This is a genomic window from Streptomyces sp. NPDC001980 (genome assembly GCF_040296885.1).
Classification (GTDB): domain Bacteria; phylum Actinomycetota; class Actinomycetes; order Streptomycetales; family Streptomycetaceae; genus Streptomyces.
The window spans coordinates 297,484-310,849 of the sequence record NZ_JBEOYD010000008.1 but is presented as its reverse complement, the minus strand read 5'-3'; the positions used below and the strand labels follow the sequence as shown (position 1 = coordinate 310,849).

At 70.6% G+C, this 13,366-nt stretch carries 10 protein-coding genes; 6 read left to right on the top strand and 4 right to left on the bottom strand.

The genetic code is table 11. The features are described 5' to 3' along the window. Nucleotides 1-714: 714 nt before the first annotated feature. Nucleotides 715-1,572, bottom strand: a complete 858-nt coding sequence (locus tag ABT137_RS15500; RefSeq protein ID WP_351708285.1) for a helix-turn-helix transcriptional regulator — start codon at nt 1,570-1,572, stop codon at nt 715-717. A gap of 246 nt (nt 1,573-1,818) precedes the next feature. On the opposite strand from ABT137_RS15500, the gene ABT137_RS15495 reads away from it, so the two are divergent. The 4 genes from ABT137_RS15495 to ABT137_RS15480 all read left to right on the top strand — a co-directional run bounded on the left by ABT137_RS15495 (nt 1,819) and on the right by ABT137_RS15480 (nt 5,059). Beyond that, nucleotides 1,819-2,694 (top strand): helix-turn-helix transcriptional regulator, encoded by an 876-nt coding sequence (locus ABT137_RS15495; RefSeq protein WP_351708282.1) that lies wholly within the window; start codon nt 1,819-1,821, stop codon nt 2,692-2,694. 125 nt (nt 2,695-2,819) lie between these two features. After that, nucleotides 2,820-3,659, top strand: a complete 840-nt coding sequence (locus ABT137_RS15490) for an SDR family NAD(P)-dependent oxidoreductase (protein ID WP_351708279.1) — start codon at nt 2,820-2,822, stop codon at nt 3,657-3,659. Nucleotides 3,660-3,780: 121 nt separating this feature from the next. Then, nucleotides 3,781-4,563 carry an SDR family oxidoreductase gene (locus ABT137_RS15485; protein ID WP_351708276.1) on the top strand — a complete coding sequence of 261 codons (783 nt, stop codon included), beginning with the start codon at nt 3,781-3,783 and terminating at the stop codon, nt 4,561-4,563. 160 nt (nt 4,564-4,723) lie between these two features. After that, nucleotides 4,724-5,059, top strand: coding sequence for a hypothetical protein (locus ABT137_RS15480; RefSeq protein WP_351708273.1), 336 nt, complete (start codon nt 4,724-4,726; stop codon nt 5,057-5,059). 43 nt (nt 5,060-5,102) lie between these two features. Here ABT137_RS15480 and ABT137_RS15475 read toward each other — a convergent pair whose 3' ends face one another. Continuing rightward, nucleotides 5,103-8,003 (bottom strand): alpha-L-rhamnosidase-related protein, encoded by a 2,901-nt coding sequence (locus ABT137_RS15475; protein WP_351708270.1) that lies wholly within the window; start codon nt 8,001-8,003, stop codon nt 5,103-5,105. A 595-nt stretch (nt 8,004-8,598) separates the two neighbouring features. Here ABT137_RS15475 and ABT137_RS15470 point away from each other — a divergent pair. Continuing rightward, nucleotides 8,599-10,218, top strand: coding sequence for a glycoside hydrolase family 76 protein (locus tag ABT137_RS15470; protein WP_351708405.1), 1,620 nt, complete (start codon nt 8,599-8,601; stop codon nt 10,216-10,218). Between the two features lie 307 nt (nt 10,219-10,525). On the opposite strand, the gene ABT137_RS15465 is transcribed toward ABT137_RS15470, so the two are convergent. Continuing rightward, a complete protein-coding gene (locus tag ABT137_RS15465) occupies nt 10,526-11,917 on the bottom strand; it encodes an amidohydrolase family protein (protein ID WP_351708267.1) in 1,392 nt (463 codons plus the stop codon). Nucleotides 11,918-11,982: 65 nt separating this feature from the next. Continuing rightward, a complete protein-coding gene (locus ABT137_RS15460; protein WP_351708264.1) occupies nt 11,983-12,744 on the bottom strand; it encodes an Atu4866 domain-containing protein in 762 nt (253 codons plus the stop codon). Between the two features lie 270 nt (nt 12,745-13,014). Here ABT137_RS15460 and ABT137_RS15455 point away from each other — a divergent pair, with 270 nt between their 5' ends. Further along, the gene (locus ABT137_RS15455; RefSeq protein ID WP_351708259.1) at nt 13,015-13,305 is read left to right on the top strand and encodes an Atu4866 domain-containing protein; all 291 of its coding nucleotides are present in this window, start codon (nt 13,015-13,017) and stop codon (nt 13,303-13,305) included. Nucleotides 13,306-13,366: the final 61 nt, after the last annotated feature.

The following is a 13,366-nucleotide window of genomic DNA, read 5'->3' as shown; positions in this document are numbered from 1 at the left end:
GATCCCGCCCCTTGTGTCAGTGCTCGTCCGGTGCTCGCCGTACCCCGCGCCGCGGGGGGACTGCCGAGTCGGCGTGTGCCCCGCCCCTGTACCGATGCCACTGGGCCATCCGGCGGTTCCCACGCTTCCGATTGCGGTCCGGTGGGCGACGACGACTTGCGGAGCCGATCGGATCGTCATCGCCTCACGCATGCGCGCGACCCAACTTGCAATGAATATAGGGCAGTTGAAGGCGACCGGAGGGGAGAAACGGGTCTCGACGGCCAAGGCACCCAGGGCTTCCTTTTCGGGCGGGTGGACGGCCCGGATGTGGGCGAGCTGCACAGCCGTCACCACCGCCAAGGACCTCCCCGCGGCGGCCCGCACCGCGACCTGCTGGATGCGCACCCCGCAGGCCCCGGCCGGCTACGTCCTCGAAGCAGAGCCAGTCCGCCGCCACGGACGCGAGATGCTGCCGTCGTGCGGTGATTCCGCTGAAGCAGCCGACCGCAGCCGGCCGCCCGCCGCCGCGAGGGTGGCGGTGTCGTCTCCGTGGTGCCGTCTGCCGTGCCGAGTGGACTGCGTGCCGGTTCGTGCTTGCCTACAGGAGGTACCGCCACTTGGTCATGCGGTCCTTCAGCTCGACGGTCCGTGGCATCGAGTGTCGGCAGCCGGGGGCACCGCCATGAAGGCCGCGTTCTTCCTGGGTGTGGCAGGACCAGCCTCCACCGGAACTCACATGCTCGGGTCCATCGCGTCCGCCCGGGCCTGCTCCGGCTGGGCCGCCATGGCCCTCAGCGTCTCGAAGGCGGTCGCCGTCGGGCTGGCCGGCTCGGCCTGGTAGACCACCAGCTGCTGGTGCGGAGCCCCGTTGACCGTGAAGGCCGCGAACTTGATGTGCAGGTCCCCGACCTGAGGGTGTTTGAGGTGCTTGCCCTCCTGGGACTTTCCCTTGACGTCGTGCAGTTGCCAGAGCGCGGCGAACTCCTCGCTCCGGGCGGACAGTTCCGCCACGACCTCGGCGATACGGGCGGACTCGGGGTCATGGCCGTAGGCGGCCCTGATCTCGGCGACACAGGAGTGCGCGGCCCGCTCCCACTCCTGGTAGAAGTCACGCCCCGCCGGGTCCACGAACACCATCCGGGCGAGGTTGTCGAACTTCTCGAAACCACTGTGCAGGGCCGTGGCCAGGGAGTTGCCCGCCATGATGTCGAGGGCCGGGCCCACGACGAAGGCCGGAGTGTGGTCCCATCCGTCCAACAGCTGCAGCAGCTGCCCGCTGACGTCGGCCTCGCCCCAGTTGTGCGGGCGCTGAGAGGCCGCCAGGCAGAGCCGGTTGAGATGGTCGGTGGACTCCGCGTCCAGTTTCAGCGCGTGCGCCACGGCATCGAGGACCTGTGCGGACGGGCTGTTCTCGCGCCCCTGTTCCAGCCTGATGTAGTAGTCGGAGCTGACTCCGGCGAGCAGTGCGACTTCCTCTCTGCGTAGTCCCGGCACGCGGCGTCGCCCGTGTTCGGGGAGACCGACGTCGTGCGGCTTCAGGGCTTCTCTGCGGGCTCGGAGAAAATCACCCAAAGGCGTCCCATTGCTCATGCGGCAAGAGTAGATGGATTTCGGCCGATGAGAAGCGCCGGTCACGCAATAACACGCATGGTCGAGCCGTGATCACAGAGGGTGGGGTTCGGGAAGGGGAGGGGGACCGAAACGGCGGGCCGTGATCCGTCGCGGTCCTGCCGCGTGGAGCCCGTAATCCTGGGTGTGTGGCGCCCGTAATCCTGGGTGTAATGCACCCACCGTCGGCGGAACTTTCCCGGGCGTTTTCCGCCTAGCCTCGATGACATGGACAACGACACGCACCTCGACCCGGTGGAAGGGCTGGGTCGGTTTCTCCGCACCCGCAGGGAACGCCTGAGCCCCGCGGCGGCGGGACTGCCCGCCGCCGGCCGGCGGCGGGTGCCCGGGCTGCGGCGCGACGAGGTCGCGACCCTCGCCGGGGTCAGCCTGAGCTACTACAGCCGGCTCGAGCAGGGCCGCGAGCTCAGCCCCTCGCCCAGGGTCCTAGAGGCCATGGCCCGCGTGCTGCAACTCGGTGACGGGGACAAGCGGACGCTCTTCCGGCTCGCCCTGCCCGGAGGCCGCCGTACCAAGGCACCCGTCCGGGTCGAGCGTGTCCGGCCGCACCTGCGGCAGCTGATCGAGAGCTGGACCAGGACGCCGGCCTTCATCATCGGCCACGCCCAGGACCTGCTCGCCACCAACGCACTGGCCGACGCCCTCTACCGCGACTTCGCGCAGCACGACAACGTCCTGCGCATGCTCTTCCTGGACCCCGCGGCGAAGACCTTCTACCGCAGCCCGGAGCGGGCCAGGCACCGGGCGGTCGCCGACCTTCAGCAGACCGCCGCGAGCACCCCGGAGGACCCCCGCATCCTGGAGCTGGTGGGTGAGCTGTCGGTCCGCAGCGGCGAGTTCCGCGCCCTGTGGGCACGCGAGTACACCCGGGTCCCACCCTACGAGATCAAGCAGGTCCACCACTCGGTGGTGGGCGACCTGGAGCTGCGGCACGAGGCCCTCGACATCCGCAGCGTCCCGGGCCAGCAGCTCGTCGTCCTGCAGGCCGAGCCCGGCTCCCCGTCCGCCGACGGGCTGGCCCTGCTGGGCTCCGTCAGCGCGCCCGAGGTGCCGCGCCGGCAGAACCCCGCGCGCGGCACCTGAGCGTCATCCTGGGTGCAGGACTCCCAGGAAAACCGCTGCCTTCATATCGCCGGGGAGGAGGGACAGACTCGAATACGTCAACAGGAAATCCCCTCGAAGGGGAAAGAACGAAAGAGGTTTTTCCCATGGCTACGTGGTTTGTCACCGGTGCCTCCCGCGGAATCGGCGCGGAAATCGCCCGTGCCGCTCTGGCAGGCGGTAACAATGTCGTGGTCGCCGTACGAAATCCGGAGCGGGTACCGGACGATCTGAAGAATTCCGGCAAGGTCTTCGCGGTCGCCCTGGACGTCACGGACAACGACAGCATCCCGCAGGCGGTCGAGGCGGCCGTGGAGCGGTTCGGCGGCATCGACGTCCTGGTGAACAACGCCGGCCGCGGCCTGCTGGGCGCGCTGGAGGAGATCTCCGACGCGGAGGCCCGGTCGCTGTTCGACCTCAACGTCTTCGGCCTGATCAACGTCACCCGCGCCGTGCTGCCCGTGATGCGCAAGCAGGGCTCGGGCCGGCTGGTGCACATCGGTTCCCGCTCCGGTTTCGAGGGCGAGCCGGGCGTCAGCCTGTACTCCGCGTCGAAGTTCGCGGTCGCGGGCATCAGCGAGGCGCTCTCCGCCGAGATGGCGCCGTTCGGAATCCAGTCGATGGTCGTCGAGCCGGGCGTCTTCCGCACCGACTTCCTGGATGCCAGCTCCCTGTCGGTCGCCCAGCACCGCATCAGCGACTACGACGACACCCCCGCGCACGTCACCCTGGACTGGATCGACCGGGCCAACCACGCCCAGCTCGGCGACCCCGTCAAGGGCGCCGCCCTCATCGTCGAGGTGGCCGCCACCGAGAAGCTGCCCACGCATCTCTACCTCGGACGAGACACGCTGGAGCGGCTCGACGTCAAGTACCAGCAGGTGCAGGACGACCTCGCCCGGTGGTGCGAGAAGTCCGCGGCCACCGCGCACGACGACGCCGCCTGACGCCGACGCTCCACCGGGTGCCCGACCCGCTCGGGCACCCGGAGCTTCCCCCGCACCGTCTCCCTCCCCGTCTCCCTCCCCTTGTCTCTCCCCCTCCTGTGATCAAAGAGATCGAGGTTTTGTGATGTCTGCTGCCCTGCTCACCGGTGCCCCCCTCGCCGGCCGTGTCGCCGTCGTCTCCGGCGCCTCCAGCGGCATGGGTGCCGTCACCGCCGAGCGCCTCGCCGAACTCGGCGCCACCGTGGTCGTACTGGCCCGCCGCAAGGAGCGTCTGGACGGCGTGGTCAAGAACATCGAGAGCGCCGGCGGCACCGCGCTCGCCCTGGCCGTCGACGTCACCGACCGCGCCGCTGTCCAGGCCGCCGCCGACCAGGTCGCCGAGCGCTTCGGCAAGGCCGACCTCGTGTTCAACAACGCCGGTGTCCAGCTCATCTCCGGCATCGAGGAACTCAAGGTCGACGACTGGCAGCGCCAGATCGACCTCAACATCGGCGGCCTGATGAACGTCATCGCCGCGTTCGTCCCGCACCTGACGGAGTCCGCGGCCGCGGGCAGGCCCGCCGATCTGATCAACACGTCGTCGATCGCGGCCACCCGCATCCTGACGAAGTTCTCCGTCTACTCCGGCACCAAGGCGTACATCAGCCACCTCACCCGGCTGCTGCGCGTCGAACTCGGTCCCAAGCTGGTCCGCGTGGCCACCATCGAGCCCGGCATGGTCGACACCGAGCTCCCCGACCACGTCACCGACCCCGACGCGTCCAAGCTGATGGCCGACCTCATCCACGACATCGACGTCCTGCAGAGCGCCGACATCGCCGAGACCGTCGCCTTCATGGCCGCCGTCCCGCGCCACGTCAACCTCACCGAGATCACCATCCTGCCCACCGCCCAGGCCATCTGACGTTCGTTCCGGCGTGGCGGGGGAGAGCAGCGCGGTGCTGTTCTCCCCCGCCACGCCTCCGTCGGTGGAGAGGAGCCGGGCGGACCGCAGGCCGGGCGGCACCTCTGAGCCTCCTCAAGTCGCTTGGCGCGCAGCGACCATGGCCGTCAGGCTGACGCTCATGACAGGAATCACGGGACCGAGCAGGAAAAACACCTTCGTGCTGACCATCCGGGACACGGACGAGGTCGCGGCGGCCCTGCGCCAGGCGCTGGCGGAAGCCTCGCCGGAGGAACGCCCGGGCCTGGAACGTGCCGCCGCTCTCGTGGAATCCACCGCCGCCGCCACCGAGACCCGGCTGCGTGCCCGTTGGGTCCGTTCCCGGCTCGCTGCCGCCGGCTTCACCGGGGACGTCGGTTCGGTCGCCGCGGTGAAGGCGCTGCGTCAGGCGGAGCCGAGGCTGAGCCTGCTCGCGGCGGTGCAGCTCCAGAGGGAGGCGGTGGCGCACCCCGAGTGATCCGGCGGCCCGCCCGACGGACACGGGCGGGCTGCCGGAGTACTCAGGGAGTCAGGTAGCAGCCCTTCCGTACGCCCGGCAGCGGGTCCGTGCCGCCGAACGCCGTGGTCGTGCAGGCGGTGCCGCCGGTGAACGTTCTGTAGACGAAGGTGCCCCGGGCGCCGTAGGCGACGGTCTGCTGCCCGCCGAAGGCGCAGGTGCCGGTCTCGTCGGAGCAGTTCGTGGCGTAGCCGGCCGGGCCGCCGGTGGCGGTGTAGCAGGCTTTCGACTCGCCGGGGATCGGGTCGCCGAACGTCGCGTCGGTGCACGGGGTGTCGCCGGTGGCCGTGAGCATGGTGAACGCTCCGAACGCGCCGTACGCCACCGGCTGTCCGGCGGCGGCCGAACAGGTGCCGTTCTGGTCCGCGCACTTGGTCCAGCCGCCGGCCGGCGCTCCGGCGGACGGCAGGTAGCAGGACTTGGCGACGCCGTCGACGGGATCGCCGAAGTGGGCGTTGGAGCAGGTGACGGACCCGTTGGTGACCTGGTGCACGAAGTCGCCGTTGGCGCCGTAGACCACGTCCCGGTTGTAGCCGGGTACGGCACAGGTCCCGTTCTCGGCCGCGCAGACGGTGTAGCCGGGCGGGCCGCCGGCGTCGGCGACGTAGCAGGACTTGGCGAGATTCGGCGCCGGGTCGCCGCCGAAGGAGGCGTTGGTGCAGGCGGTGGTGTCGGTCACCGTCTTGTACGTGTACGTCCCGGCGCCGTAGGCCACCGAGCGGGTGCCGCTGAAGGAGCAGGTGCCGCCCTCGCCCGCGCACCGGGTGTAGCCCGCGCGCAGCGTGCCGGTGGTGGCCGGGTCGGCGGACGCGGCCGGGTTGCCGAGGCCGGTGGCGGTCACGGTGTAGCTGCCCGGGGCCACGCCGGTGAGGTAGACGTAGGTGTCGTCCTGGCTCGCGCCGGTGATGCCGGAGGCGGGCGTGAAGGATCCGTCGCGCCAGACGACCGTGCCGTTCACGGACACCGAGACGTTGCCGCCACCGAACTTCGGGACGCCGATACGGCCGCTGGTGCCGGACGGGCTGGTCAGGTGCGCCGAGTAGGTGCCGGCGGCGGGGTCGCGGGACCAGGAGGCGTCGACGGCGCCCTGGGGCAGGGTGATACGGCCCTCGGCGCTGGTCAGGTCGCCGGGGTGCGGGACGAAGCGGTAGGCGCCGGCCGCCGACTCGGGTGCGGTGCCGAGCACGTCGAAGGTGAGCGTGGAGGTGGGGGCCGAGGACCAGCCGTGGGCCAGGCTCATGAACGAACCGCCGTAGGCCAGACCGCCGTCGGCCTTGAGGCCCTCCCAGAAGGTGCTCTTCGTGCCGATGTCACTGTCGAGCATGTGGCCCCAGGTGCGCCGGATCTGGTCCAGGGCGGTGTAGTCGTCGTTCGCCGTGAAGCGGGCGTTGAGCTCCATGCCGCCCGCGAAGGGCGAGACGTTGCCGCCCCATTCGGGGGTGGTGGGGCCGTACGCACCCCAGTTCTTCCCGAGCCCTGCGACGACGCTCTTCGCCTTGGCCGCCGAGTCGGTCAACCCGTACCAGACCGCGAGGGAGTTGCCGTCCTGCGGGTACAGACCACTGGTGGGGTTGTCCTTGTACATGCCCTTGGAGGCGTCCCACAGCCGGGAGTTGGCCGCCGCCCTGATCGCGTCCGCCTTGCCGGTCCAGCCGGCGGCGAGTGTGCTGTCGCCCTCGGCCGTGGCCAGGGTCGCGCCGCCCCTGAGCGCGGCGTACAGCAGCGCGTTCGCGGAGATGTTCTCCCCGCCCTGACCGACCCGGGCCCAGTCCTGGGTACGGGTCACGTTGAGCAGGTTGTTGCCGTCGATCTTGTTGGTGATGAAGGCCATCCCGCGCTTGTAGTCGGCCCACTCCGAGTCCAGCCATGCCCGGTCGGCGGAGTACGTGTAGTACGTCGACGTGCCCAGCAGTGTCCAGGTGTGGTACGTGTCCGAGCCGGTGAGGTTGAACGGCGGCCCCGACCACGGGATTTCGCCCTCCGCCGACTGCGCGTCGTACATCGTCGTGAGTGCGTTGCGGGTCGAGGTGAGGTCGCCCGAGTACGCGTACTGCGTGGGGACGGCGATGCCCATGTCGCCGGGCCATACGGTGCGGTCCCGCTTGGCGCCGTCGACCAGGACGGAGTCGCCCACGCCGACGGTCGCGCCGTTGTCCCACGCCGAGGCCGGCGGCGGCCAGGCGCGGCCCTGGTCCGAGGCGATCGTGTCGAGCTGGACCGTGTACGCCCCGGCGTACCAGATGCGGTTGAGCAGGTCGTCGCTGGAGTGGAAGTAGTTGGGGTAGTCGGCCGGGTCGGACTTCCCGGGTGCCGCCGTGAAGCCGAGGCTGACGCCCTGGAGGTCCACCCAGCCCGAGGTGTCGAGGAAGACGGTCAGGTAGCGGAAACCGCCGCGGAGTTGGGCGGTGGGGACGGTGTAGGTGCCGCCCGCGGAGGCCGTGGCGTAGAGGGCGCCGTCCTCGCCGTCGCGGCCGCTGCTGCGGTCGCTGGTGTTGCCCACGTACAGGGACGACTCGCTGAAGGCCAGGCCGACCCGTTGCCCGCTGTCGCTCGTACTCCCGAAGGACAACGTTGTCATGCCGGCGACCTCTTTGCCGAAGTCGAGGGTGACGGCCGACTGCGAGCCGGAGATCCGGGTCGGCTGTCCGCTCAGCACGTTCTGCGGGTTCGCGACGCTGCCGGACGTCCGGTAGACGGCGGTCGGCTTGAGGGTGCGTGAGGCCGGCGAGTAGTTCAGGGGGTCGGCCGCCGCCGTCCGGGCGTCCGTCGGGGTCTCCTTGGCGGACATCGGCACGGCATCGGTGGCGGGCGCCGGGCCCGTGGCGAGCACGGTGGCCGCGAGGACGGCGAGGCCGAGCAGATGGTGCCGGCCCGGGGGTCTGCTCAGTGGTGAGCGACGGCGCATGGAGACCTCCTGGGTGGGGGACGCGGGGACCTGGGAAACACGGTGTCTGAAACGATTCAAAAACGTGCCGAGCGAAGCCCCGGGTTTGTTGTGACAGCTGGATGCACGAGGAACCTCGCCGAAGTTCCACCGATGATGGGCGCCCGAAAACCGGGTGTCAACCCGTCACGGTCGTCTCTCAACTCCCTTGGGGTGAAGCGCCCTTGCGGCATTGACAGGGTCTCGCCAAGCCGGTTCACTGCCTCGCAGACAGGTATGGACCAGTGCTCGATTCCGGCCCGGCCCGACCAGAGCCGTCGGCCCCCGTCACGCGCGCCGACCGTCATCCCCCATCGTGAAATCGAGGCGAGCCCCGGTGCCCTCACGCCGTTCAGACATCGTTGTCGTACCACGCCTTCTCGGCTTCCTGCCGGCGGCCGCGCTCGCGTTCGCCGCCCTGGTGCCGGCCGCGACGCCCGCGTCCGCCGCCACCCAGGTCTGTGTCCTGGCCTGCGACACGCTCGACCCCTCGCAGGCCCGGCAGGAGACCTTCCCGGTGCCGGACAAGGACCTCAACGGCCGCCGCCTGGAACTGCATGTGTCCGCCGCGGACGACATGGCGTGGGCCAGCATCGACGACGGCGTGACCGGGGACTCGGTGTGGCTGGACCGCTCCTGGGACGGCGGCGCCACCTGGGAGGGGCTGCTCGGCAAGGCGAGCATCCCGGGCACCTGGACCGGCACCAGGACGCTGATGTACAACATCACCGACCCCCGCAACCACCGGCGCGGACTGGTCCGGGCCTGCGGTGACGCGGCAGGGGTCGGCTGCACGAACTGGGTCTATCCCACCGTCTGCGACACCCTCTGCGACGGCACGAGCGCGGGCCAGGCGGCCGGCGACGACCAGCCGGTACCGTCCACCACCCTCTACGGCCGCACCATCCGGCTGCACGTCGACCAGAAGAACTCCATGGCCTGGGCGAGCATCGACAGCGGAGGCGCCGGTGACGAGATCTGGCTGGACCGCTCCTGGGACGGCGGCTCGACCTGGCCGGACGGCTCCTCCCTGGGGCGTACCGCCACCCCGTCCGGAGCCACCGGCACCCGTACCGCGATGTACGCCACCCGCGACCCGCGCGGCCTCCTCTACGCAGGCGCGGTCCGCGCCTGCGGCCGGGAGGCGAGCCACAACGAGGGCAGCTGCACCGCATGGGTCAGACCCGCACCGACCAGGGCGCGCGCGGCGGCGGACGCGCTGATGTCGTCGTACGACCCCTACAACGGCTGGTGGCCGAGCAGTTGGTGGAACTCGGCCGCCACCCTCACCGCCCTCGTCGACTTCGCGAAGACCACCGGCACGCACGACTACGACGGGGTCATCGCGCGCACCTTCGACCAGAACAAGGGTGTCTTCGCCGCCGGGGTGCGCAGTTCGGACGCGATCGAGGGCGACTTCATCAGCCGGTCCATCGACGACTCGGGCTGGTGGGCCATCGCCTGGATCGACGCGTACGACTACACGGGCGACGCCCGCTACCTCGACGAGGCCGTCACCATCGCGAACTACGTCCAGCAGTACTGGGACACCAGTACCTGCGGTGGTGGCGTGTGGTGGGACCGTGAGCGGACCTACAAGAACGCGGTGACGAACGGGCAGTACCTGTGGCTGACCACCGCACTGCACCAGCGCATCCCGGGTGACACCCTGTGGCTCCAGCGGGCGAAGACGTCCGCGGCCTGGTATCAGGCCAGCGGGATGATCAACCCGTCGGGTCTGGTGAACGACGGCCTGACCTCGTCGTGCACCAACAACGGCTCCACCGTGTGGAGTTACAACCAGGGGCTGGCCATCGGCGGCTTCACCGAACTGTGGAAGTCGACCGGCGACAGCTCCCTGCTGACCACCGCACGGACCCTCGCCGACGCCGCGATCGGCAACTCGGCGCTCACCGTCGGAGGAGTGCTCACCGAGTCCTGCGACGTCGGCTCGGCGTCCTGCGACGACAACCAGAAGCAGTTCAAGGGCATCTTCATGCGGAACCTCGCCGACCTGGCGACCGCCACCGGCTCCGGAACGTACCGGAGTTACGTGCAGAAGCAGGCGGACACCCTGTGGACGCAGGACCGGACCTCTCTCAACGCCCTCGGTGAGCGCTGGGCCGGCACCAGCCCGAACCAGACCGACTGGCGGACCCAGGCGAGCGCCCTGGGAGCGCTCACCGCCGCGGGATGACGGTGACGGCGGGTCGGAACCGGCCGTCGAGGGACTGGCCTTGCTCCTCAGCCGGACCTCCTCCACGTCGAGCATGCGCTGGACGGTCCGCAGGACGATGTCGTCGATACGGCCGGCGTCCCGCAGGTCCGTGAGGGTGTCCCGCTTGACCTGGAGCAGGGCGACCGCACCGCCCACCAGGATTCCGCCGGCGTAGGACGGTTCTGCGGGTTGGGGTGGGACATGGCAGCTCCAAGCGGGTCCCCGGCCGGAGGGAAGAGCGGAAGGAGGAGCGGCCGGGGGACCACGGGACGGGGAGGGGCGATGCTCAGACGGCCGGGGTGTTCAGCACGTACTCGCGCGAGGCGTGCACCTCGCCGCGCAGCGCGGCCAGGTCGACGTCGAGGACCTGTCCGGCCCACTTGCGGGGCTCGCCGTTGACGAGGACGGCGCTGATGTTGCGGGCGTCGGAGCCCAGCACGATCGTGCCGATCGGGTCGTTGAGCGGCATGTTGTTGAGATCCTCGGCCCGGATGACCAGGAGGTCGGCCTTCTTGCCCGGGGTGAGTGAACCGGTGACGCCGGCCAGGCCGTTGGTGCGGGCGCCCTGGAGGGTGGCGAAGTCGAGGACGTCGTGGGTGGTGATGCGGGAGAGCTGCCGGTCGGTGCCGTAGGCGGCGTTGACCGCGCGCATCCGCTGGATGGCGTGCAGGGCCCGCATCTGGGTGAACATGTCGCTGGCCAGGGCGACTTCGACGTCGATGCTCAGGCCGGGGCGGATGCCGACGGACAGCGCCTCGTCGACGGCGGGGACCGCGGTCTCCAGACCGATCTGGGCGTCGGAGGTCGGCGCGAGCGCCACGGTGGTGCCGGAATCGCCCATCGCCCGCCACGCCTCGGGGGTCAGCCCGGTGGAGTGGATGAGGGTGACGTCGGGGCCGAGGATGCCGTCCTTGGCCCAGCGCAGGACCGCGTCGGAGGAGGCGGTGCCGAAGACGGCGTCCACGCTCACCCCGATGCCGAGTTCCTCGGCGACACGGGCGAGTTCCGGGCCGTAGGCGAGCGCCGGTCCGGCGATCTCGTCGGTGGCCAGGGTCGCCAGGCGCAGCGTGAGCAACTGGTCGTCGCTGCTGAAGTACTGCTCCTTGAGACGGGTCAGGTCGCCGGGCCACTGCCGGTCCCAGTCGCCGAAGTGCGGGCCCATGGAGGCGTGCACGCCACGGATGCCGGTGTCGCGCAGCGCCTCGACGGCGGCGTCGGAGTGCTCGCGGGTCCGGGAGTTGTGGGAGAAGTCGAGCATGGTCGTGATGCCGCTGTCGATCGCGGTCAGGGCGGCCAGTCTGGTGCCGATGTACATGTCCTGCGGCCGGTAGACCGTGGCGTAGCCGGCGAGGGTGGCCGTCACATAGCCGCCGAGGTCGTCGACGTCCGGCATGATCCGGCGCAACTGGGCCTCCCAGGCGTGCCGGTGGGTGTCGACGAAGCCGGGGGCCAGGATGGTGCCGGTGGCGTCGACGACCACGGCGTCCGCCGCGTCGAGGCGGGGGCCGACCGCGGTGATCGTGTCGCCCTCGACGAGGACGTCACCGCCGTCGACGACACCGAGGCCGGGGTCCATGGTGACGACGGTCGCGCCGGTGAACAGGATGCGCCGCCGGTCGGCGGGCCGGCGCCGGAGCTCTTCGAGGACGGCGGCGCTGGTGGTGTCGTTGAGGTTCATGAGGTTCTTCTTTCGGTACGGCGAGGAAAGAGGACGGGGACGGGGACGGGGACGGGGACGGGGTGTCAGCCGAGCTTCATGACGTAGCCCGCGTGGTGGAGTTCGTCGCCCCGGAACTCGCCGTAGGCCCAGAAGCCGAGGTCGTCCAGGTAGTCGATGCGGTCGCCGTCGGTCCAGTAGCGGCCCTGGTAGGCGTGCGGGCGGCCGCCCCGGGTCTCGTCGTAGCGGCCGCCAGCGGTGAGCTCCTGGTGCAGGAAGTCGTTCCGGTCGATCCAGACACCGACCCGCGGGCTGCCGGTCAGGTCCTCCGCGTCCGGGACGCCCGCCTCGGGTGCGGCGGGCCGGCCGGGGACGTCGGCGCCGGCCCACAGCACCGGTCGGCCCGCCGAGACGAGGGCGCGGACCCGCTCCGGGTGGGTCAGGAGGGTGGCCACCGCGCTCGGCACGTCGTCGGCGAGTTCGTCGGGCACCACCAGGAAGTCGGTGGTGTTGCCCGGGGTCAGTGTCGCGGCGTACTCCGAGCGGTGGCCGCGGCCGCCGGCCAGCGCGATGGCGTCCATGACGGCGGGGACGACGGTCGTGCCGGTGGCGTCGACGACGATGGCGTTGTCGTCGCCGGCCGCGGTGACGATGCCGGGCCCGACCCCGACGATCAGTGAGCCGACGAACAGGATGTCGGCGCCGACCATGGCCCCGATCAGCGGGTCCATCGTCAGGATCCGGGCATTGGTGAACAGGACGGGACGCCCCTCGTCGTTCGAGAGGATCTCGTCGAGGGCCTCGGGGTTCCAGCTCACGGTGTCGGCGTCGGTGACGGTGATGGTCATTGCGTGCTCCTCGGTGGAGTCGCCTCATCGGTGTGTCCGCTGCGGGAGTGCGCGTCGACGTGGGTCCGAGGCGAGTGTCCGGCGGCTACGGCAGCCGCCTGACCATCAGGTTCGTCGCGCGGCGGAACCGGAACCAGGCCGCTCTGTCCCTAGGTGCCGGGCACCCACGATCCGGCCGGCCCAGGATGCTGGGTGCGCCGCACCCAGGAAGCCCCCACCTGGGGAGACGGCGGCCTGGTTGCCACCGGCCGGCGGGCCGATCGTAGCGGCATGACCAGCAACGACACGCCCCGCGACCCGCACCCGTACGTCGGGATGTGGGTGACCGCCGACGGGTTCATCCGCCAGGAACTGCTGTCGAACGGCCGCTACGACGAGGCCCGCGGCAACCGCCCGAGCGCCTACACCGGCAGCTACACCGTCACCGGCGACCACCTCGACTACGTCGACGACACCGGCTTCACCGCCACCGGCGACATCCGCGACGGTGTTCTCCACCACGAGCACCTGGTGCTCTACCGCGAGGGCGACGACGGCGCCCGGCGGGAAAGCCGACCATAGCCGGTGTTTCGTGAGGGGCAGGGGCGGTATGGCTGGCCCTACCTGAGATTGGTCGGCCGCC

Coding starts and splice junctions, on each gene's coding strand:
- ABT137_RS15470 (WP_351708405.1), top strand. CDS start 8,599: ATGGCGTGGGCCAGCATCGACGACGGCGTGACCGGGGACTCGGTGTGG.
- ABT137_RS15460 (WP_351708264.1), bottom strand. CDS start 12,744: ATGACCATCACCGTCACCGACGCCGACACCGTGAGCTGGAACCCCGAG.
- ABT137_RS15480 (WP_351708273.1), top strand. CDS start 4,724: ATGACAGGAATCACGGGACCGAGCAGGAAAAACACCTTCGTGCTGACC.
- ABT137_RS15475 (WP_351708270.1), bottom strand. CDS start 8,003: ATGCGCCGTCGCTCACCACTGAGCAGACCCCCGGGCCGGCACCATCTG.
- ABT137_RS15500 (WP_351708285.1), bottom strand. CDS start 1,572: ATGAGCAATGGGACGCCTTTGGGTGATTTTCTCCGAGCCCGCAGAGAA.
- ABT137_RS15465 (WP_351708267.1), bottom strand. CDS start 11,917: ATGAACCTCAACGACACCACCAGCGCCGCCGTCCTCGAAGAGCTCCGG.
- ABT137_RS15490 (WP_351708279.1), top strand. CDS start 2,820: ATGGCTACGTGGTTTGTCACCGGTGCCTCCCGCGGAATCGGCGCGGAA.
- ABT137_RS15455 (WP_351708259.1), top strand. CDS start 13,015: ATGACCAGCAACGACACGCCCCGCGACCCGCACCCGTACGTCGGGATG.
- ABT137_RS15495 (WP_351708282.1), top strand. CDS start 1,819: ATGGACAACGACACGCACCTCGACCCGGTGGAAGGGCTGGGTCGGTTT.